This is a genomic window from Streptomyces sp. NPDC050161 (assembly GCF_044460025.1).
Taxonomy (GTDB): Bacteria; Actinomycetota; Actinomycetes; order Streptomycetales; family Streptomycetaceae; genus Streptomyces.
In genome coordinates, this window is sequence record NZ_JBITJM010000004.1 from 1 (window position 1) to 20,062 (window position 20,062).

Genomic DNA, 20,062 nt, shown 5'->3' on the forward strand with positions numbered 1-20,062 from the left:
CCAGTGTTCTCTGGGGGGGGGTTGGGGGGCTAACACAAGGGCCCCCGGCAACCCCCACCACACCAGTGTGGCTGAGCGCTGTGGTTGGCCGCTCGGTCCGCTGCTCGGGGCAATCCCCGTATGTGCCGTGCGTCTTCGGATGACGCTGCGGCATCATCCGAAGGTGATCACCATGCAGCCCGTCCTTGAGATTTGTACGCCCGAGGGTTGTGGCCGGTTGCCGAGGTCGAGCCCTACGCCTTTCTGGCGCTCAGCGGGGCACTGGAACCGGACGAGGTCGGCACCGCGGTGATGGCGCTTGTTGCCTGCAACGACATGGATCCGGGAGATGACCGTCCGCTTCACCCCGCCGACCGGCTCGGTAGCTTCCTGCAGGGGCTGCTGACCACGGATGCCCCTACCGCATCAGGCGGGCTTCGGGTGACCGACACTGCCACCGGGACGGTCCTGGTACTGGGCTGCTGCAGCGGTCTTGAGGACCGGGGCGAGTGGTGGGAGGTCCTCGACGGCGATGGTCGCGCCGGCTTCGGCCATGCTCCCTCCCCCTTGCCGAACGCCACGGGGACACCGTCCGCCTGACCCTCGACAGTGAAGTGGACGCAAGTCCGTGCATCGAGGTGCCGGCGGGCGAACTGCGCTGTCTGCTGACAGGCGCGGAGGAGGACCTGACCGACTTGCTTCGCCTGGCTACGCCCTGGACCGCCACGCAGCTGCCGGTTCGCTCGGAACGTGTCGCCAGGGCGATTTCGCGTGCCCTGACTTTGCCTTGACGAATCCAGACCGATAGCCAAGTACAGCGCTCAACTGGCCAGCTGTGGCGCTCGGTCACAACCATGTGGTCGGGTAGCCGGGGATCAGCAATGGTCCCCGGCCACCCGACCACAGCCGTGTGGCTGAGCGTTGTGGCTGGCCAGTTGAGCGTGCGGGCGGGCAGGGCAGCGCGGAGTGGGGATAGGGACCGTCCGTTGTCGTCCCGTCAGGCAATCCTTAGTCGTGAGGCGGCAGTTGGCCGATCTGGTGGTCGGCGACGTTGAGCGCTTCGGCGACCAGGCGCTTGAGGTGGCCGTGCTGGAGGCGGTAGACGACCCGGCGGCCGTCCTTGCGGGTGGTGACCAGTCCGGCCAGGCGGAGTTTGGCCAGGTGCTGGCTGACCGAGGGGCGGGCCGCACCGCTTGCGGCGGTCAGGGTGGCGACGTCCGCCTCGCCCTCGGTGAGGTGCTGGAGCAGGGCCAGGCGGGTGCGGTCGGCGAGCAGCGCCAGGACGGCTGCGGCGGTCTGCAACCGCTCCTCGTTTTCCTGTTGTTGCGTGGAGTGTGCAGTTGCGGCGTGCACGCGTGCGCTCATGCGCACATGGTAGGCGCCGCCTGCTCACCTGCCTCCGGCCAAAGGGCGCGGAACCGGGAGGTCAGTCGGCGGTGGCCCGTGCGGGCCAGCGGCGGTGCAGGTCGTCGATGACGAAGTCGTGGACGTGATGCCACCCGTCGCCCGCCCGGTGGGCGTCGGCGAGGTGCGGGTGCTCGTGGGTCAGGGCGGTGTGGACGTGGGGCAGGTTGCTGGGGTCGGGGTCGGGCCACAGGTGCCAGGCCGCCGTCGCCGCTGCCAGGGCGACCACGCCGAGGGCGAGGGCGGCGGTGGGCAGGCCGGCCTCGGCGCCGAGCCATCCCGCGAGCGGGTAGGTCAGCAGCCAACAACCATGGGAGAGCGAGAACTGGGCGGCGAAGGCGGCGTTCAGGTCGCCGGGGGCGGCCGAGCGGCGTACCAGGCGGCCGGTGGGCGTCATGATGAGCGATTCGGTGGCGCCGAAGGCGGCCCACGCGGCCAGCAGAGCCGGCCATGTCCAACTGCCGGGTGTGGCCCGGGTGGCGGCGGCCAGGGCGAGGAGCAGGCCCGCGGAGACCAGGGCGGCGGGCAGCATCAGGGTGCGGTCGCGGGCGCGCCGCAGGAGGCGGGGCAACAGCAGGGCGGCGCCGATGGATCCGGCGCCGTAGGCACCCAGGGCCAGTGGCACGTCCGAAGTGGTGCGGTGCAGGTGGTCGCGTACGTAGACGATGGTGTTGACCATCACCATCGCGCCGCCCGCGGCCACCGCCAGGGTCAGCGCCAGCAGGGCGCGCAGGCGCGGGGTGGCTGTGAACAGCCGGGTGCCCCGGGTGGCGCGGGCCGTGAAGCCGGGCCCGTTCCGGTCCGGGGCCGGATTGGCTGCGGCGGCGGGGAAGACGGCGGATGCGACGAGTACGGCGGAGGCGAGGAAGCCGGCCGCAGTACCCGCGAAGAGCCAGTTGTAGGTGACCCAGGACAGCAACGCGGCGGCCAGCGCCGGGGAGAAGAGCATCTCCAGGTCGTACGCCAGGCGCGACAGGGACAGGGCCCGGGTGTAGTCCTCTTCTTCGGGCAGCAACTGGGGTATCAGGGACTGGAAGGCGGGGGTGAAGGTGGCCGAGGCCGCCTGGAGCGCGAAGATCAGGGCGTAGACCTGCCAGACCTCGGTGACGAACGGCAGGCCGCACGCCACCGCTGCCCGGACCAGGTCGGCGCCCACCAGCAGCGGTCGCGTCGGAAGCCGGTGCGCGAGCGCGCTGATGACCGGCGCGAGCCCCAGATACGCCACCATCTTGATCGCCAGCGCCGTTCCCAGCACCGACCCGGCACCTGGGCCGGCGATGTCGTAGGCGAGCAGGCTCAGGGCCACCGTCGCCAGCCCGGTCCCCACCAGCGCGATCACCTGGGCGGTGAACAGGCGACGGTACGTGCGGTGTTGCAAGACGGACAGCATGGCCCCTCCCGATCAGACGACCCCTCAGCCACGCTTACCCCGGAAAACATGTGCATATGTATGCACGCGATGGCTGAATGGCCCTTCCTGCCGATGGTTGGGGGTGGCGGTGGACTACTAAGGGTCCGGTGGATCCCCGGTTTCGCTAACCGGGGATCCACTGCTATATGGGATGGTCCACGCGCCGGGCGCCGGGGGGCCGGGTGAGTGCCGGTGACTCGGATGGCGAGCGCTCAGCTGCGCTTGGTGTCCGGTTCGCGAACGAGCCCGAGTTCGGCATCCGGGCGTAGCGTGTGCTGGTGGTGGAAGGGCTGGATGGTGCTCTGGCCGGTCACCGGGTGGGGGAGGAGCCGCAGTTCGTTGGCTATCGGGGTGTGCTTCCACTCGCGGGGGCGGCGTGGTCCTCGTTGCGGTCGGAGTGGTGGGAGGCCGGGTCCGGGAGGGGCAGGTGCCCGGGCGGCCACGGATTCTCGGTCAAGTCCCTTGCTCCCTGGAGCGGTTCGTGCCAGAGCCCTCGGTTTTGTCGGCACGCACCTTGGCCGGTTTGGTGCGTGACCGTCCGGGGCCGGCACAGGGGACGCGGACCCGTTCGAGGACGGGGCCGCCTTCGGGCCGGACTGTGTGGGCGGAGATCGGCCTCTGAACTCCTGGAGCAGCCGAGCGGGTTCCGCTTCGGCCTCGGGTCGGCACGCGGGGAATCGACTCCGGCTGGTCTGTTGTAGCCCTGTAACAGGGACCGCGAGCACTTGGAGTCCCACCTGTTCGTGTGATCGACTACTCAGCGCCCGGGAAGAACTCGAAGCGTAACGCGACGCTTTGCCACGTCGGACACGACTCCGGCTGACCGCGGGGCCGGTCCGCCAGCCGCGCTCCGCGAGTAGCGGGCCCGTGCGCCGCAGAAGCGCGCACGCACCACTGCACGTAGGCACGTAAAGGAGAGAAAACATGCGCAAGTTCCAGCGCGCAGCCGTCGCCGCCGCCAGCATCCTGGCCTTCTCCGGCCTCGGCATCGGAGCCGCCCAGGCCGCCGACCTCCCCTCGGTGGACACGCAGGGCGACGCCGCGACGGACTGCCACACGCAGGAGACCCAGAAGCTTGTAGACGAGGGAGTGGGCCACCACGTCACGATCGTCCACTGCGAACGCGAACCCCAGAACCCGGGCAGCATGCTGGTCTTCTACCGGGGCTGAGTCCGAGGCGGGTCACCTCCGGCCCTCTCCATCGAGGCCCGGTGCCCTTGGCCGCGCGCACGTCGGAGAACCGGATGCCGCACCCGTACCGGACGTTCCGTCGACGTGACGGACGGAGGCGGCTCCTCCACCCCCTACGCGGGGGCTGGAGGGGCCGCCTTCGCCTCGTCCCCGACGTCGCCGGCCTCGTCCCCGACTTCGCCGGGTCGCAGGGCCCTGCCGGGTCAACGTCTTTGCCGAGGAAGGCACGCGATGGACCACCCGGATGTTCAGCCCGCATGACTACGTCCCCGAAGATCCGGCATGTGGATCGGCGGCTGGCTCATTGGCCGCCCACCTCGTGCGACATGGGCTGGTGCCCATGGGCACCCAGATCACACTCAGCCAGGGGCCCAGTTCGGCCGCCCTTCCACCCTCCACGCCACGGCGGCCGTTGCCGCCAGCGGAGAGATCACGTCCATCCGCGTGGGAAGGGCCGTCAGTCCCATTGCCGAAGGCCGGCTGCGCATCCCGCCACGAGGAGGCCGAGGCGGCGCTGGAGATCTTCGGTGTCCCCGAGTTCGACCCGCAGCTGTCTCGGGGACAGATCCAGGGCTACCGCGTGGCGGTGGAGCGCAGCGCGGCGTGCGACCTCGCCTATCTGACCGCCGCCGCGATCCTGCTGCGCCGTGCGGCCGGCGGCCGAGGGAGTGCTGTCTTCGTGGAGTGCCTTCATGGAAGCGGCCGAGTCTCAGGCGCCCTTGGCGGGTACGGCGATGACGGCCGAGAGGCGGGTGTCGGCGACGCTGTGGCCGGCCAGCACCTGGTACTCGCCGGGGATTGTCGTCCAGCCGCCGCTGTTCTCGTCCCAAAGGGTGAAGGCGCGCTCGGGAAGCGGGATTTCGGCCGTTGCGGCCTCGCCCGGTTCCGCGGTGACGGCTGCGAATCCCGCGAGGCAGCGCTCCGGCCGTTCCGCGGTATCGGGCCGGGTGGGGGCGACGTAGAGCTGGACCACTTCCCGGCCGGTGCGGTCGCCGGTGTTGCGCAGCCGGATGCGGACCGTGTCGGTGCCCGTGAGCTCGATGTGTTCGTACGTCCAGTCGGTGTAGCCGAGTCCGTGGCCGAAGGGGTAGGCGGGGGCGGTGGCATGGCGCTGCCAGGCGCGGTAGCCGATGAGGGCGCCCTCGGCGTAGCGCAGGACGCCGTCGGTGGGGGTGACCTGGGTGACGGGGGCGTCGGTGAGACGGGCGGGCCAGGTGGTGGGCAGGCGGCCGCCCGGCTCGGCGTGGCCGAGGAGCACGTCGGCCAGGGCCGCGCCGCCCTCCTGTCCCGGGAACCAGCTCAGCAGTACCGCGGCGACCTCCTCGCGCCACGGCATCTCCACGGGCGCACCGGAGTTGACGATCACGACGGTGCGCGGGTTGGCGGCGGCGACGCGGGCGACGAGTTCGTCCTGGCGCCCCGGCAGGCGCAGGGTGACGCGGTCGAAGCCCTCGCTCTCGACGTGTTCGGTGGTGGCGACCACGACGACCGCGACGTCGGCGGCGGACGCGGCGGCGACCGCTTCCTCGATGAGCTGGTCGCCGTCGCGTTCCGGCGCCCGGTGGGCGAGGCTGAAGGCGACGCCGTGCAGCGGGCCGATGGCGCCCTTGGGTGTGTGGTTGAGGAGGCTGATGGTGACCGGGCGGCCCCCTTCCAGGTCCGCGGTGCCGCGCGGCACACATCGGCCGATCAGGACCGCGCCCGTCGGTTCTGTGTCCTCCGGGTCGTCGTTCCCTTCGTACACGGCACTGCCGTCCACGGTGAGCCGGAAGTCGCCGTTGCCGCGCGTGCCGAAGTGGTGGGTACCGCTGTCCTGTGGGGTGAAGGTGCCGGTGATCTCGACCGAGTCCAGGGCATCGAAGTCGGCGCCGTCGGGCAGTGCGTCAGCCGTCCAGCGCAGGTTGCCGACCGGCAGCGGGCACTCGCCGAGAACTGATCCGCGCGCGTCCCGCAGGACGGCGCGGAGCGTGAACTGTGCTGCGGCGATGGAGAGTTCGTTGTTCGGGTCGGCGCCCATGGCGTAGTCGAGTGCTACGTCGTCCGGGAGTGCGGCGCGCAGTCCGTCCAGCGGGGAGATCACATGGGAGGGGAAGACTGTGGCGGAGCCGCCGCCGAGGATGCGGGCGTCGCGGGCGGCCCGGCCGACGAGCGCGACGCGGCGGGTGCCGGAGGCGTTCAGTGGCAGGGTACGGTCGCGGTTCTCCAGCATCACGATGGACCGGGTGGCGATCTCGCGGGCCACGGCCTCCCCGTCCACGGACGCGGGGCGGTCGGCCTGCCCCACGACGGGCGGGGCGCCCTTCAGCAGGCCGAGGCGTGCGGCGAGCAGGAGGACGTGTCGTACGGCGGTGTCCACCGTGGCCTCCGCTACCCGGCCGTCGCGTACGGCGGCGGCGAGCGCCGGGCCGAAGACGCTGAACGGGCCCGGCATGGCGATGTCGAGTCCGCCCTCGATGGCCCGCACGGTGTCCCGGGCGGCCAGCCAGTCGGAGACCACGACGCCGTCGAAGCCCCACTCCTCACGCAGGACGCCGATCTGGAGCGGGCGGTGCTCCGTCATGGTGGATCCGTTGACGGAGTTGTAGGCGGACATCAGCGCCCAGGGCCGGGCCGTGGCGATGATCTCCTCGAACGGGGCGAGGTAGAGCTCGCGCAGGGCGCGGGGGCCGACCTGGTTGTCAACGGTGAAGCGTTCGGTCTCGGCGTCGTTGGCGACGAAGTGCTTGACGGTGGTGGCGATGCCGCTCTCCTGGAGGCCCGTGACGTATCCCGCGCCGATGCGGGCCGTGAGCAGTGGGTCCTCCGCGTACGACTCGAAGTGGCGGCCGCCCAGCGGGGAGCGGTGCAGATTGACGGTGGGGGCGAGCAGGACGTGCACGTCCTTGCGGTGGGCCTCCTGGGCGAGGGCACGGCCGGCCGTGCGGGCCAGGTCCGGGCTCCAGGTGGCGGCAAGGGCGGTGGGGCTGGGCAGGGTGAGGGCCGGGTCGTCGGGGTTGAAATCGGGTCCGCGCACGCCGACGGGCCCGTCCGACATGACCACGGACTCCAGGCCGATCTCCGGGACGGCGGGCAGGGACCACAGGTCCTGGCCGGCGAGCAGGCGCGTCTTGGCGTCGAGGTCGAGGCGGGCCAGGGCGGCTTCGACGGCGGCCAGACGGTTGGTGTGGTGCATCGTGGGTTCCTTTGCGTGGATGCGGGGATCGCCCAGGACTGGGCGGGTGCGGCCGGGGTGGGCAGGGCCACGTCGGGTCGGCGCGGGTCGGGGTCGGCCGGGATGACGTCGGAGGTCTCCACCAGCCAGCGCAGCACGGCATCGTGCAGGCGCCTTTCCACGTCGGCGTGTTCGGGGCGGCCCGCGAGGTTGCTGCGCTCGTGCGGGTCATCGGCGCGGTGGTACAGCTCGGGCTGTTCGTACAGCCGCCACACGTACGTCCACTCCCGGTCCCGGGCGGCGACGGCCTTGCCCACCAGGGTCGGACCCTGGTGCTGGAGGGCCGACTTCAGGTCGTAGGGGAAGTCCGCGCGCTCCATCTGCGGTTCCTCGTCGACGGTGAACCCGCCCTCGGTGAAGGCGAGCTCACGGTGCGGCGCCGCCAGATCACCCAGCAGCGGCAGGAGGCTGCGGCCGAAGTGGCGATGGGGCGCGGGCACGCCCACGAGATCGAGCACAGTCGGCAGGACGTCGACCATCTCCACCATCGCATCGCACTCCTGGCCGCCTTCGCCGAGCCCGGCACCGCTGATGATCAGCGGGTCGCGGGTGATGCAGTCGTGCATCGCGGACGGCCACTTCTCGATCACCCTGTGGTCGCCGAGGTATTCGCCGTGGTCGGCGAAGAAGAGGTGCCGGGCCACGCCATGTCCAACCCGTACGCCTTCGGAACCTTGCTCTACGACCTGGAAACCGACCCCGAGCAGCAACACCCGCTCGTCGACGACGCGTTGGAGCTGCGCATGGCGACGCTGCTGACCGACCTGCTGAGGACCTCGGACGCCCCGCGGGAGCAGTACGTGCGGCTCGGACTGCCGGAGTCCGGCCCGGTCACCGAAGCGCATCTGCTCGCCCGGGCGCAGCGCCCCCAAGTGGAGGCGTCCACCGCACCCCCACCCCGCCCGGAGGACTTCCCCACCGGCCCGCTCAGCGTCCACACCCCGCTGCGCGACCTGCTCGCCCACGCCGAGGGCGAACGCATCCTGCGTACGCACTTCACGGCACTCCTGGACGGCCCGTTCGCCCGCATGGCCGGGGAGATGTCCCTGCTCCAGATCGCCGCGTTCGCGGTCGGCCTCGTCCCCCGCGACCTGCTCCAGGCCATCGCCGCCGAACTCGCCGCCGCGTCGGCGCCAGAACTCGGGACCTCCTTGACCTCGACGGCGAACGCGGTCCAGCCGTAGGGGTCAGACCTGCGGCAGGGAGAAGGAGACGTGTCCGACGGCTCGGCCGGTGGTGTCGAGGAGTGGGCCCATGCGTTTGCGGGAGTGGAGGAAAACGGTGCGGTCGCTGACCTTCAGGTGCGGAAGCGTTCCGCGAGGTGCGCCTCGAAGGGGTCGATGGCGTGCAGGCCGCGCAGCCAGACCATGACGAGGAGGTTGTCGGAGCCGCTGACGGACACGGCCAGGCGCACCTCTTCCCTTCGGGCCAGCGCGTTGCCCGTGGCTTCGAGGTGGGTATGTGGGGCGGCGGTGCGGTAGAGCACGACCGTCGAGAGCCCGGCGAGGGGATGGGCCAGGTCGCAGCGGAAGGTGATGTCCCGGTCCCGGATCATCCGCTGGAGCCGGCGCCGTGCGGTGTGTTCGCTCATGCCGGTCGCGGTGCCCAGGTCGGTGTAGCCGAGGCGCCCGTCGCGGCCGAGGGCTTCCAGGAGGGCTTGGTCCGCGGGCGGCGGTCGATGGTGCATGTGGGCGCTGTACGGAGTCGAGTGTGAGGTGCGCGGGGCGGAGAGTTCCGCGTCGCCGGACGGCTCCATGGCCCGCATGCGCCAGTCGCCGCCTTCGCTGTACAGGGTGATGCCGAGGCGCGTGCGGGTGGACCGTACGCCTTTCAGGCCGCCGATCAGACCGTGCACCGAGCGGCCGAGGGCGGGCAGGTCGGCCGCGACGACCGAGGCCAGGAGATCAAAGTCGCCGGCCGTCTCGTCGACGCTGAAGACCCGGGGCATATCGGCCAGGGCGGCGCCGACGGATTCCACGGCCCGGGGCCGGCACCGGACCTCGACGTAGGCGACGGTGGTCGACTTCGCGGAGTCGTACGCGCTGACCCAGGCCAGACCGCCCGCGCGCAGCCGTTCCCAGCGGCGGGCCGCCGTGGTCGCGTCCACGCCGAGGGCCCGGCCGATCCGGGACCACGGTGCCCGGGGAGCGGCCTGGAGCGCGTCGACGAGGGCCAGGTCCACTTCGGAGAACGGAGCACCTCCGCCGGTCCCGTTGGGGGCGCCCGCTCACCTGGATGCCCCGCTGGCCGCGCACAGGTACACGCCCCGCATCGACGCGGCCGACCTTGGGTTGTGGGCGGCGCAGGGGCAGAGCGGGGGTGATGTCGCCCATCTCCGCACTCGGCACCTTGAACAGCACCGAGGTGCGGTCCTTCTTGATGGCCAGGTCGACGCCGCCCACGACGATGCCGTCCGTGAGTGCCAAGTTCACCGATCCCGGCGCGGTCGCTGTGCTCAGCGAGGAAGTTGTGGGTGACGGGCTGGAGTTCGCGTCCGCCTTCGGAGAGCGGGATCGCCAAGGTGATCTCCCTCTGCGAAACGCCGTCGAGATGTGTCTGGTTCTGCTGCGCCGACCACCTCCCGAACCGCGATCAAGGGCTCCACCGGCGCCCACACCCTTGACAGCACAGGACCGCGCTTCTAGGTTCCCCCAATATTGGACGACAGTCGTCCGAAACAAGTGCGAAGAGAATCCGTAGCCACGGGACACGAGAGGGAGCGTCCATATGCAGGTCACCATCGAGCCGGACCGCTGCGTGGGATCGGGGCAGTGCGTGATGCTCGCCCCTGCCGTCTTCGACCAGGACGACGACGGGATTGTCGTCCTGCTCGACGACAGGCCGACCACGGAGCTGGACGGCGTGCGCGAGTCCGTCAGCGTCTGCCCCGGCCGCGCGATCTCCTCCGCGGACACAGCATGAGAACCCGGGCCGCCGTCCTGCGTTCCCGTGACGCTCCCTTCACCCTGGAGGGCGTCGACCTCGCCGAGCCGGGCCCCGGGGAGGTTCTGGTCGAGGTGGCCGCTGTCGGCATATGCCACACCGACCTCAGCGGACGCCGTCCGCGTCCGGCCGGGGCCGAGTTGCTGCCCGCGATCCTCGGGCATGAAGGGGCCGGAGTCGTGGAGTCCACCGGCCCCGGGGTCACCCGTGTCCGTCCCGGCGACCATGTCGTGCTCAGTTTCGACAGCTGCGGCTGGTGTCGCCAGTGCCTGGCCGGCGCCCCCTCCTTTTGCGAAGAGTTCCGCGAGCGCAATCTCACCGGTCGCCGGGTGGACGGCTCCACCGGAGCGGTCGCGGCGGACGGCACCGAACTGAGCTCCCGATGGTTCGCGCAGTCCTCATTCGCCCACCACTGCGTCGCCACCGAGCGCAGCCTGGTCCGGGTCGACCCGGAGCTGCCGCTGGACGTGCTCGCTCCGCTCGGCTGCGGGGTGCAGACCGGTGCCGGCAGCATCCTGATCGGTCTGGGAGTCACCGCCGGTGCCTCGGTGGCGGTCTTCGGCTCAGGCGCCGTCGGTCTCTCCGCTGTCCTTGCCGCCCGCATGGCTGGAGCCGGACGGATCGTAGCCGTGGATCTGCACGCCAAGCGTCGCGAGCTCGCCCGCGAGCTCGGCGCCACGCACGCCCTGGACGGCGCCGACCCCGACCTCGTCGCCCAACTGCGGGAGATCACCGGCGGTGGAGTCGACCATGCCTTCGACACCACCGGAGTTCCCTCCGTGATGCGCTACGCCGTCGAGGCTCTCGGCCCGCGCGGCGCGCTCGGCCTGGCCGCCGGCGCCGATGTGCTGCTCGAGGTGCCGCCCCCGCTGCTGGCCGGGCGCACCGTGACCTTCCTGCTGGAGGGCAACGCGGTGCCGCAGACCTTCGTCCCGCAGTTGATCGAACACTGGCAACAGGGCCGTTTCCCCTTCGATCGGATGATCCGCCCCTACGCCTTCGACGCGATCAACGACGCCGAACGGGACAGCAGGAGTGGCGAGACCATCAAGCCCGTCCTCGTCATCTGAGGAGACGAACGTGCAGCACATAGTCGTCGTCGGCGGCGGAGCCGCGGCGGTCAGCGCCGTCGAGGCCCTCCGCCAGGAGAGCTTCACCGGCGAGATCACCCTGGTCTCCGCAGAGTCCGGTCTCCCCTATGATCGGCCGCCCCTGTCCAAGCAGGTACTCGCCGGCCAGTGGGAGATCGAGCGCACAGCACTGCGCCGCCCCGAGGAGATCGACGCGCTGGGTGTCACCTGGCTCGGCGGACGCAGCGCCACCGCCCTGGACCCCGCCGGACGCACCGTCACTCTGGACAGCGGACGGCAACTGGCATACGACGGCCTGATCATCGCCACCGGTGTCAGCGCCCGCCCGCTGCCCTTCGGCGCCGACCTGGCGGGCGTACACGTCCTCCGCACCGAGGCCGACGCCCGCGCACTGCGCACCGCCTTCGACACCGGCTCCAGGCTCGTCGTGGTGGGTGCCGGGCTGATCGGCTCCGAAGTTGCCGCCACCGCCCGGAAGTTGGGCCTGGACGTCGCACTGGTCGACCCTGCACCGGTCCCGCTGATGCGCCAACTCGGCGAGCGCTTCGGCGAGTTGATGACCAAGGCACACCGGGCCAACGGCGCCGAGCTCCACCTGGGCGCCGGAGTACGCGACCTCGCCGGCGTCGACGGCCGGGTCACCGCCGTCGAACTCGGCGACGGCACCACTCTCCCCGCCGACTGCGTCCTGGTCGCCGTCGGCTCGGTCCCCGCCACCGACTGGCTGGCCGGCTCCGGCCTGGAGTTGGACCAAGGCGCACTCGTCTGCGATCAGTACTGCCGGGCAGCCCCCGGCATCTACGCGGCCGGCGACGTCGCCGCCTGGCAACACCCGGGCTACGGCCGCCGACTGCGGATCGAACACCGCACCAATGCCACCGAGCAGGGCAAGGCCGCGGCCCGCAACTTGCTCGGCGCCGAGCAGCCGTTCAGCCCGGTCCCGTACTTCTGGACCGACCAGTACGACATCAAGATCCAGGGGTACGGGCTGCTGGAGGGCGACATCGAGATCGCCGAGGGCAGCCCGGAGGACGGCCGCTTCGTCGCCGTGTACCACAGCGGCGGCAAGCCGATCGGCGCCCTCGGCTGGAACAGCGCACGCCGGATGCGCCACTTCCGCCCCCAGCTCGACGTCTGAACTCCGTTACGTCCCATCCTTTTCCGTCTCTCCCCTCCGGAGGAACCGATGACGTCACCCACCGCCGCCACTGCCGGGGCCCCCGAGCCCGCCGAGCTCCAGCACTCTTTCCCCTGGCCCCGCCCTGCGATCGACCCGCCCGCCGCCTACGGCTGGCTGCGCGAGAATGCGCCGATCCGCCGGGTCGAGCTCGCGGACGGCCTGCCGGGCTGGCTGGTCACCCGTTACGAGGATGTCCGCGAACTGCTCGCCGACCCGCGCGTGAGCTCGGACGCAACCGACCCCGGTTACTCACTCCTCGGCGCACCTCGACTGGCAGGCAAGGACCAGTCGTTCCTGCGCACAGACCCCCCGTACCACACCATCTTCCGCCGGATGCTGGGCAAGCACTTCGCCGTGAAGCGGGTGCACGCCATGCGCCCGCGCATCCAGGAACTGGTCGACGCGACGATCGACGAGCTGCTGGCCCGCGAGGAGCGCCCGGTCGATCTGGTGGAGCGCTTCGCCCTGCCCATCCCCTCCACTGTGCTGAGCTGGTTGCTCGGCGTCCCCGCGGAGGACCAAGCCTTCTTCAACAAAGCCTCCGAGGACCTACTGGCGCGTGGCAATCCGGACGTCCCGGACGCAGAAGAGCGGTCCGCAGCGGCGCGCACCGAGATGGTGCAGTACATCGCGAAGCTCAGCGACGAGCGGCTGGCGCTGGACGACCCGGGCGAGGACATGCTGGGCGACATGGCCAAGGCGGTCAAGGACGGGAAGATCTCCCGCGAGGCCATGATCAACTCAGGGGTCACCCTGCTGATCGCCGGTCACGAGACCACCGCCAACATGACCGCCCTCGGCACGGCCATCCTGCTGCAACACCCGGACCAGCTGGCCGAAATGCAGGCCGAGCGCGGGCTGCGCGCAGGGGCGATCGAGGAGTTGCTGCGCTTCCTGACCATCGTGCACCTCGTCGTCGTGCGGGTCGCCAAGGACGACATCGAGGTCGCCGGGCAGGTCATTCCCAAGGGTGAGGCGATCATCCCGCTCAACTTCTCCGCCAACCGCGACGACGCCCACTACCCGAATCCGGACGCCTTCGACATCCACCGCGCCCCGCGTGACCACCTGGCTTTCGGCTTCGGTGTCCACCAGTGCATGGGGCAGCCGCTCGCCCGTCTTGAGCTGGACATCATCTTCGAGACCCTCTTCCGGCGTATCCCCGGCCTTCGACTCGCAACGGAGGCCGAAAGCCTCCCGTACAAGACCTATGCGCCCATCAACGGCCTCACCGGACTTCCTGTCACATGGTGAACAACGGAGGTGCACACATGCCCGACCAGCCGAAGAACACGTTCGACGTGATCAACCCTGCGACCGGGGAGGTCTTCGCCACGGCTCCCGCCTGCTCCCCGGAGCAACTGGACGCGGCTGTGCATGCCGCCCAACGCGCCTTCGCCGGCAGCTGGAGCCGGGACGAGGAAGCCCGCCGCGCAGCCCTGCGCGCCGCTGCTGACGCGTTGCTGGCGCAGAAGGACCGGCTGGCCGCGGTGCTCACGGCCGAGCAGGGCAAACCACTCGCCGAGGCGGCCTCCGAGGTGGACGGCTCGGTCCGGTGGCTGCACTACTACGCCGATCTGGAAACCGAACCGGAATACCGCCCGGCCCCTGGCGCGGACCGCCGGGTGGAGGTGACCCGCCGCCCGTTGGGCGTGGTCGCCGCCATCACTCCGTGGAACTACCCGCTCCTGCTGGCCATGTGGAAGATCGCGCCGGCCCTGCGGGCGGGCAACACCATGGTGCTCAAGCCCTCCCCGTTCACCCCGCTGGCGACCCTCGCCATGGGGGAGGTCCTGCAGGGGGTCCTCCCCACTGGTGTGTTCACCGTCGTCACGGGCCCCGATCCGCTGGGCAACCTGCTCACCGGGCATCCGCTGGCCCGGAAGGTGAGCTTCACCGGCTCCACCGCCACGGGCAAGAAGGTCGCCGCCGCAGCGGCCGACGACCTCAAGCGGATCACCCTCGAACTGGGCGGCAACGACCCGGCGATCATCCTCCCCGACGCCGACCCCGAGGCCATCGCCGAGCAGTTGTTCTGGAGCGCCTTCCGCAACAACGGCCAGATCTGCGTGGCCGTCAAGCGGGTCTACGCGCACGAGAGCATCCAGCCACGCCTGGTGGACGCCCTCGCCCAGATCGCCACGTCCCTGCGGCCGGACGACGGGTCCAAGCCCGGTGTGCGGCTCGGCGCGATCAGTAACGAACCGCAGCTCAGGCGGGTGGAAGAACTGGTCGGCGACGCCATCGCCCGCGGAGCCAAGGCCGCAGCCGGCGGTTCCCGCATCGACCGCCCTGGCTACTTCTTCTCTCCCACCATCCTCACCGACGTCCCCGCGGACGCCCGGATCGTGGGCGAGGAGCAGTTCGGCCCGGCCCTGCCGGTGCTCCCCTACCGGAATGTCGACGACGCCGTGGCCATGGCCAACGACTCGGAGTACGGCCTGACGTCGTCCGTCTGGGGCACCGACGTCGAGCGGGCCACCACCGTTGCCCGCCGCCTCGACGCCGGCCAGGCCGCGGTCAACGCCCACGCCGTCGGCCTACGCCCTGACCTCCCCTTCTCCGGCGCCAAGTGGAGCGGTCTCGGTGTCGAGAACGGTCCCTGGGGCCTCCACGAGCTCACCCAGCTCAGCGTCGTCACGGCGCCCTCCGCGACGTGATACCGCACCCGAATGCCGGGGGCCGAGGGCAGTGTGCATTCCCGCCACCGTCCCTCGGCCGAACCATGTGACGTCAGCCCGAACGCAGCCGAGGCAAGGAAGTTCGCTGTGCCCGACGACCGTCTACTCAGGCTCGGGGCCGGACCAGCCGACGCCTGCCAGCACGAAGTCGACGACTTGCTCGATGAACTTCGACGGATCGGCTGCAAGCTCTGCGAGCTTGGAGTTCGGCACCATGAGGATGTGGTGCATGAGGGTGCCGGCCAGGCCGTCCATCACCAGGGACGGCGAGGTCCCGGGCGGCAGTTCGCCGCCCTCGATCGCGGCCAGGACGGTCCTGCGGCCGCTCGTGATCGCTCCCCGGCGGATGTGCTCCAGCGCCTCTCCCAGTACGTCGGGATAGGCCTTCGCCTCCACCATCGCCCGGATGTGTGCCAACCCGTGCGGCCCGAGATACCGGCCGGCGACGCGGTGCGCGATCTCCGTCAGGTCATCCCGGAGATGGCCGGTGACCTGCACAGGCGTGGGCGCTTTCAGCGAGAGGATCGCGGCGGCGATCAGGTCCTGCTTACTGGCCCAACGGCGGTAGATAGCGGCCTTGCCGACTTTCGAGGTCCGTGCCACCGCATCGATGGTGAACCCGGCCCAGCCGACTGCGCCGTAGACCTCAAGTGTCGCCTTGATCACGCGCGATTCGATGTCCGGATCAACCGGCCGGCCGGGCCTGGCGCGTGATGTGGACGTCATGCGTCTCATTCTGTCATGCGGCGGGGTCGGCGATCGGCCCGGCCGCTCATCCCTCTGTAGCCCTGTCCACCTGTGACCACTGTCCACTCCAGGAGCAGCAGCATGCATGATGCAGTGATCGTTGATGCCGTACGGACGCCGATCGCCAAGGGCAAGCGCGGCGGTGCTCTTTCCGGTGTCCATCCGGTCGACCTGTCGGCCCTTGTCCTCGGGGCGCTCGCCGAGCGCAATGCGCTCGACCCCGCGCTCGTCGACGACGTGCTGTGGGGCTGCGTCTCGCAGGCGGGTGAGCAGTCGGCGTGTATCGCGCGGGCGGCGGTTCTGGCTGCGGGCTGGCCGGAGTCGGTTCCAGGCGTGACCGTCGACCGGCAGTGCGGGTCCTCGCAGGAGGCTGTGCACATGGCCGCGGCAGCGGTGGTCTCCAGGCAGCACGACATCGTGATCGCGGGCGGCGTGGAGTCGATGTCACGCATCCCGATGTGGTCGGCGCGCGGCACAGGCCAGCTCGGTGCGCCGTTCGGACCGCAGGTGGAACAGCGTTACGGGCAGCCGTACTTCGAGCAGGGCCCCGGCGCGGAGATGATCGCCGAGGAGTTCGGGCTCAGCCGTACGGACCTGGACCGGCACGCCCTCGACTCGCATGAGCGGGCGGCACGGGCCATCGACGAGGGCCGCTTCGCCGGGCAGCTCGTGCCGGTGGCGACGCCCGCCCGGGAAGACGGCACGACGGGGGAGGTCACCGCTGATGAGGGAGTGCGGCGCAGCGGCACTCCGGAGCGGCTGCGCGAACTGCCCACCCCGTTCAAAGAGCACGGGGTGATCTCGGCCGGCAATTCTTCGCAGATCTCGGACGGTGCGGCCGCCCTGCTCGTCACCACCGGCGAAGTCGCCGCTCGGCACGGCTGGCGGCCACTGGCTCGCGTCCACACCACTGCCGTGGTCGGAGTCGACCCGATCACCATGCTCAAGGGCCCGATCCCGGCCACGGAGAAGGTGCTCAAACGCTCTGGCCTCAGCCTCCAGGCGATCGGCACCTACGAGATCAACGAGGCGTTCGCGTCTGTGTCGTTGGGGTGGCAGCGGCAGTTGGGGGCCGACTACCGCCGCCTCAACCCCGACGGCGGTGCCATCGCGCTCGGGCATCCGCTGGGCGCGTCAGGTGCACGGCTGATGACGACGCTGGTCCACCGGATGCGCGACCAGGGCATCCGCTACGGGCTGCAGGCGATGTGTGAGGGCGGGGGGATGGCCAACGCCACACTGCTCGAACGGCTGTGAGAAGCAGCCGCCCGGACTCGACCAGGGCGTTTCTCCGAACCGAGGTGGCTGCTGGTGTTCACTGAGGAACACCAGCAGCCACCTCCACGGACCGCATCCGCGAGGTGCCGGACAGGACGAAGGAGATGACCCGCTCGATGAACGGATCCGGGGCCTCATGCAGAGCGCGGCGCCGCTCCGGCGTCGCCATCAGCACGTAGTGCACGATGGTGACGCCGGCCCAGCCGACCGCGCCGTAGACGTCGAGGGTCGCCGCGATGACGCGGGGCTCGATGTCCGGGTCGGCGGGCCGGCCGGGCCGGCCGACACCTGTGGACGTCATGCGTCACAACTTCCCACGTGGGGTTTGTGCATCAGTGCCGTTCGTTGGCGAAGACGAGGCTCGTGGCGGCGGAGAAGAACAGCCCGTAGCCGTGCACGAAACTGGTGTGCACGCCGGGCACCTGGGCATCCGCCTCGCCCCGAAGCTGCCGGATCGACTCCTGCATGGCGAACATGCCGTACATACCGGTGTGCGTGTAGTTCAGGCCGCCGCCGTTGGTGTTCACCGGCAGCCTGCCTCCCGGGCGGGTGTGACCGTCGGCGATGAAGGCGCCTGACTCCCCGTGCCCCACGAAGCCGGTGTCCTCCAGGCCGTACAGGGGCAGATGAGCGAAGGCGTCGTAGATCATCAGGTGGTCGATGTCGCCCTGGCTCAGCCCCGCGGTGGCGAACGCCTCGGCGCTCGCGCGGCGGGAGGCGCCGAAGGACCCCGGGTCGGACATCTGGGAGACCAGCGTCGACTCGGCGGACTCCCCGGAGCCCAACAGGTACACGGGCGGACGGCGCAGGTCCGCGGCGCGCTCCGCACTGGTGAGGACCAGGGCGCCGCCGCCGTCGGTGACCGGGCAGCACATGTCCTTGGAGAACGGGTACGCGATCATCGGCGCAGCCAGCACGTCCTCCACGCCCACCAGGTCCTGGCGCAACGCCCGTGGGTTCTTAGCGGCCCATTCGCGCTGGGCGACGACGACCTGGGCGAGGTCCTCGCGGCCCATTCCGCGCTCGTGCAGGAAGCGCAGGGCGGGCACGGTGAACTTCATGTACGGGGCGATGGCACCGTAAGGCCATTCGAACTGCCCGGGCGGGGAGGATGCGGAGCGGGCCCGGCCCGGGAGGCCGACCTGCGAGCGGCCCGACTCGCCGTGTGTGACGAGGACAACCTCGGCGGCCCCGGCCGTGATGGCGGCTGCCGCGTGCCGGACGTGGCTCAGGAAGCTGCAGCCGCCCACCGCGGTGCCGTCCAGCCAGCGGGGGGTGACGCCGACGTGGTGGGCGACGTCGATGGGGCTGGGGCCCGCGGTGGCGACGCCGTCGACGTCGGCGGGGGCAAGACCCGCGTCGGCCAGGGCGTTACGGGCCGCCTCGATGTGCAGGCCGAGGACAGAGGTGTCAGGGCGCTTGCCGATCTCGGTGGTCTCGGCGGCGCCGGCGACGGCGACCGTGCCGCCGTGCATGCCGCGCGGACGCGTGCTCGTGGTGGTCGTCATGCCGTCACCTGCCTGGTCTGCTCGCTGCCGGAGGGAACGGCGACGGTGTTCGGCCCGTCGGTGGCGGGCGCGGCCGGTGCGAAGACCGGCAGGACCGCCTCGCCCCGCTCCTCGAAGCGGACCTCCAGCCGCATGTCGAGGGGGAGGTTCTCCGGGAGCGGTTCGACGCCCACGATGTTGGACATCAGGGTCGGGCCCTCGTCGAGCTGCACCATCGCGATGACCGGCGAGTAGTCCCGGAAGCCGGGCGCGGGCCGGTGGTTGATGATGTACGAGACCAGCCGGGCACGGCCGCTGACACGGGTCCACTCGGTGTCGGCGGAGGCACAGTGACGGCAGTGCGGGCGTGGGTCGAAGTAGTGCCGCGCGCAGCTGCGACAGCGCTGGATGCGCAGCTCTCCGGCACGGGCCCCCTCCCAGAACGGGAGGGTCTCCGGGGTGGGTTCGGGTGCGTGAGCGAACGGCTTCACCGCGCCCGCAGGGGTGGTGGTGTTCATCAGGCCTTCCTGGTGGTGAAGGTGCCCCGGTCCAGGACGATGCGGTCACCGGCCCGGGTCCGGAAGCGGAACGTCTCGATGCCCGCGGCCGCAGTGGCTTCCGGAGCGTCGTCCCGCCAGATGTGGACGGTCAGCTCCTCGCCTGGAGCCACCGGGGAGGCGAAGCGCGCGGTGATGCGGCCGAAGCGGGCCACGTCGCCGCCACAGACCTTGTGGAGCAGGGCGCGTCCGGTGAATCCGTAGGTACACAGACCGTGCAGGATCGGCCGCTCGAAGCCGGCTCGGGTGGCGAAGCCGGGGTCGGAGTGCAGGGGGTTGCGGTCGCCGCTCAGGCGGTACAGGAGCGCCTGGTCGGTGCGGGTGCGGTAGGTGACAGCGTCGTCGGCGGGCCGCTCGGGCCGCTGCCAGGCCGGGCTGGAGCCTCGCTCGCCGCCGAATCCGCCCTCCCCGCGTACGAAGACAGTGCTGCGGGAGACGGCGAGCTTCTGCCCGGTCGACTCGTCGGTGAGGGTCAGCTCCATGTGCGCCAGGGCGTCGGCGCCCTTGTCGTCGAAGCCGAGGATCGTCGCGGTGGTGCGGGCGGTGCCGGAGACCGGCAGCGGGCCGAACAGCTCCAGGGACTGCTCGGCATGGAGCATCCGGGTGCCACTGAAGTCGCCCAGCTCGGGGCGGCGTTCGCGGGCGCCGAGCACCACGCCGAAGGTGGGCAGCACCTGTTGTGCGACGCCCTCGGTGTTCTCGGTGGTGAACGCCAGCTCCGCGGTGGGATCCTCGGCCCCGGCACCGACGCCGAGGGCGTAGCGGATGGCGTCGGACGAGTCCCAGCTGAGGGAGCCGGCGTCGACGCTCTGTCCAACCGCGGCCAGGTTGAGGGACATGGGTGGGGCTCACTTTCTGCCAGGGTGATGCGGCGTGATGGGCAGCAGCTGACGGGGTCCTGC

At 70.9% G+C, this 20,062-nt stretch carries 18 protein-coding genes and 1 pseudogene; 10 read left to right on the forward strand and 9 right to left on the reverse strand.

All coding sequences use genetic code 11. The features are described 5' to 3' along the window. Positions 1 to 207: 207 nt before the first annotated feature. Positions 208 to 579 (forward strand): hypothetical protein, encoded by a 372-nt coding sequence (locus tag ACIBK8_RS07875; RefSeq protein ID WP_399040768.1) that lies wholly within the window; start codon positions 208 to 210, stop codon positions 577 to 579. A 408-nt stretch (positions 580 to 987) separates the two neighbouring features. Here ACIBK8_RS07875 and ACIBK8_RS07880 read toward each other — a convergent pair whose 3' ends face one another. After that, positions 988 to 1,344 (reverse strand): ArsR/SmtB family transcription factor, encoded by a 357-nt coding sequence (locus ACIBK8_RS07880; RefSeq protein ID WP_399040769.1) that lies wholly within the window; start codon positions 1,342 to 1,344, stop codon positions 988 to 990. A 61-nt stretch (positions 1,345 to 1,405) separates the two neighbouring features. Beyond that, a complete protein-coding gene (locus ACIBK8_RS07885; RefSeq protein WP_399040770.1) occupies positions 1,406 to 2,773 on the reverse strand; it encodes an MFS transporter in 1,368 nt (455 codons plus the stop codon). 945 nt (positions 2,774 to 3,718) lie between these two features. On the opposite strand from ACIBK8_RS07885, the gene ACIBK8_RS07890 reads away from it, so the two are divergent. Next, positions 3,719 to 3,964 carry a hypothetical protein gene (locus tag ACIBK8_RS07890; protein ID WP_399040771.1) on the forward strand — a complete coding sequence of 82 codons (246 nt, stop codon included), beginning with the start codon at positions 3,719 to 3,721 and terminating at the stop codon, positions 3,962 to 3,964. Between the two features lie 145 nt (positions 3,965 to 4,109). Next, positions 4,110 to 4,346, forward strand: a pseudogene (locus tag ACIBK8_RS07895) (PhzF family phenazine biosynthesis protein); the annotation flags it as partial. 348 nt (positions 4,347 to 4,694) lie between these two features. Here ACIBK8_RS07895 and ACIBK8_RS07900 read toward each other — a convergent pair. Continuing rightward, the gene (locus ACIBK8_RS07900; RefSeq protein ID WP_399040772.1) at positions 4,695 to 7,157 is read right to left on the reverse strand and encodes a beta-glucosidase H; all 2,463 of its coding nucleotides are present in this window, start codon (positions 7,155 to 7,157) and stop codon (positions 4,695 to 4,697) included. Positions 7,158 to 7,300: 143 nt separating this feature from the next. Between ACIBK8_RS07900 and ACIBK8_RS07905 the strand changes: the two genes are divergently transcribed. Continuing rightward, positions 7,301 to 8,380 carry a hypothetical protein gene (locus ACIBK8_RS07905; RefSeq protein WP_399040773.1) on the forward strand — a complete coding sequence of 360 codons (1,080 nt, stop codon included), beginning with the start codon at positions 7,301 to 7,303 and terminating at the stop codon, positions 8,378 to 8,380. A 113-nt stretch (positions 8,381 to 8,493) separates the two neighbouring features. On the opposite strand, the gene ACIBK8_RS07910 is transcribed toward ACIBK8_RS07905, so the two are convergent. Continuing rightward, complete coding sequence (locus ACIBK8_RS07910) at positions 8,494 to 9,378, reverse strand: Lrp/AsnC family transcriptional regulator (RefSeq protein WP_399040774.1); 885 nt, start codon at positions 9,376 to 9,378, stop codon at positions 8,494 to 8,496. 545 nt (positions 9,379 to 9,923) lie between these two features. Between ACIBK8_RS07910 and ACIBK8_RS07915 the strand changes: the two genes are divergently transcribed. Genes ACIBK8_RS07915 through ACIBK8_RS07935 form a run of 5 tightly spaced genes read left to right on the forward strand, consistent with a single transcriptional unit; the run spans position 9,924 to position 15,070 of the window. Continuing rightward, complete coding sequence (locus ACIBK8_RS07915) at positions 9,924 to 10,118, forward strand: ferredoxin (RefSeq protein WP_399040776.1); 195 nt, start codon at positions 9,924 to 9,926, stop codon at positions 10,116 to 10,118. Then, positions 10,115 to 11,209 carry an NAD(P)-dependent alcohol dehydrogenase gene (locus ACIBK8_RS07920; protein ID WP_399040777.1) on the forward strand — a complete coding sequence of 365 codons (1,095 nt, stop codon included), beginning with the start codon at positions 10,115 to 10,117 and terminating at the stop codon, positions 11,207 to 11,209. Before ACIBK8_RS07915 ends, ACIBK8_RS07920 begins: the two co-directional genes overlap by 4 nt. Positions 11,210 to 11,219: 10 nt before the next feature. After that, on the forward strand, positions 11,220 to 12,368 hold the full coding sequence (locus ACIBK8_RS07925) for an NAD(P)/FAD-dependent oxidoreductase (RefSeq protein WP_399040778.1): 1,149 nt from the start codon (positions 11,220 to 11,222) through the stop codon (positions 12,366 to 12,368). A 48-nt stretch (positions 12,369 to 12,416) separates the two neighbouring features. Beyond that, positions 12,417 to 13,664, forward strand: a complete 1,248-nt coding sequence (locus tag ACIBK8_RS07930) for a cytochrome P450 (protein ID WP_399040780.1) — start codon at positions 12,417 to 12,419, stop codon at positions 13,662 to 13,664. Between the two features lie 17 nt (positions 13,665 to 13,681). Further along, positions 13,682 to 15,070, forward strand: coding sequence for an aldehyde dehydrogenase family protein (locus tag ACIBK8_RS07935; protein WP_399040781.1), 1,389 nt, complete (start codon positions 13,682 to 13,684; stop codon positions 15,068 to 15,070). A gap of 123 nt (positions 15,071 to 15,193) precedes the next feature. Here ACIBK8_RS07935 and ACIBK8_RS07940 read toward each other — a convergent pair whose 3' ends face one another. Further along, positions 15,194 to 15,817 (reverse strand): TetR/AcrR family transcriptional regulator, encoded by a 624-nt coding sequence (locus ACIBK8_RS07940; RefSeq protein WP_399040782.1) that lies wholly within the window; start codon positions 15,815 to 15,817, stop codon positions 15,194 to 15,196. 102 nt (positions 15,818 to 15,919) lie between these two features. Here ACIBK8_RS07940 and ACIBK8_RS07945 point away from each other — a divergent pair, with 102 nt between their 5' ends. Beyond that, on the forward strand, positions 15,920 to 17,095 hold the full coding sequence (locus ACIBK8_RS07945) for a thiolase family protein (protein ID WP_399040785.1): 1,176 nt from the start codon (positions 15,920 to 15,922) through the stop codon (positions 17,093 to 17,095). A 58-nt stretch (positions 17,096 to 17,153) separates the two neighbouring features. Here the strand turns inward: ACIBK8_RS07945 and ACIBK8_RS07950 are convergent, their stop codons facing one another. The 4 genes from ACIBK8_RS07950 to ACIBK8_RS07965 are packed head-to-tail and all read right to left on the reverse strand — an operon-like array spanning position 17,154 to position 19,999. Further along, positions 17,154 to 17,417 (reverse strand): hypothetical protein, encoded by a 264-nt coding sequence (locus ACIBK8_RS07950; protein ID WP_399040786.1) that lies wholly within the window; start codon positions 17,415 to 17,417, stop codon positions 17,154 to 17,156. 31 nt (positions 17,418 to 17,448) lie between these two features. Beyond that, a complete protein-coding gene (locus ACIBK8_RS07955; protein ID WP_399040787.1) occupies positions 17,449 to 18,624 on the reverse strand; it encodes a thiolase C-terminal domain-containing protein in 1,176 nt (391 codons plus the stop codon). Continuing rightward, the gene (locus ACIBK8_RS07960) at positions 18,621 to 19,121 is read right to left on the reverse strand and encodes a Zn-ribbon domain-containing OB-fold protein (protein WP_399040788.1); all 501 of its coding nucleotides are present in this window, start codon (positions 19,119 to 19,121) and stop codon (positions 18,621 to 18,623) included. Before ACIBK8_RS07960 ends, ACIBK8_RS07955 begins: the two co-directional genes overlap by 4 nt. Further along, positions 19,121 to 19,999, reverse strand: coding sequence for a MaoC/PaaZ C-terminal domain-containing protein (locus ACIBK8_RS07965; RefSeq protein ID WP_399040790.1), 879 nt, complete (start codon positions 19,997 to 19,999; stop codon positions 19,121 to 19,123). Before ACIBK8_RS07965 ends, ACIBK8_RS07960 begins: the two co-directional genes overlap by 1 nt. Positions 20,000 to 20,062: the final 63 nt, after the last annotated feature.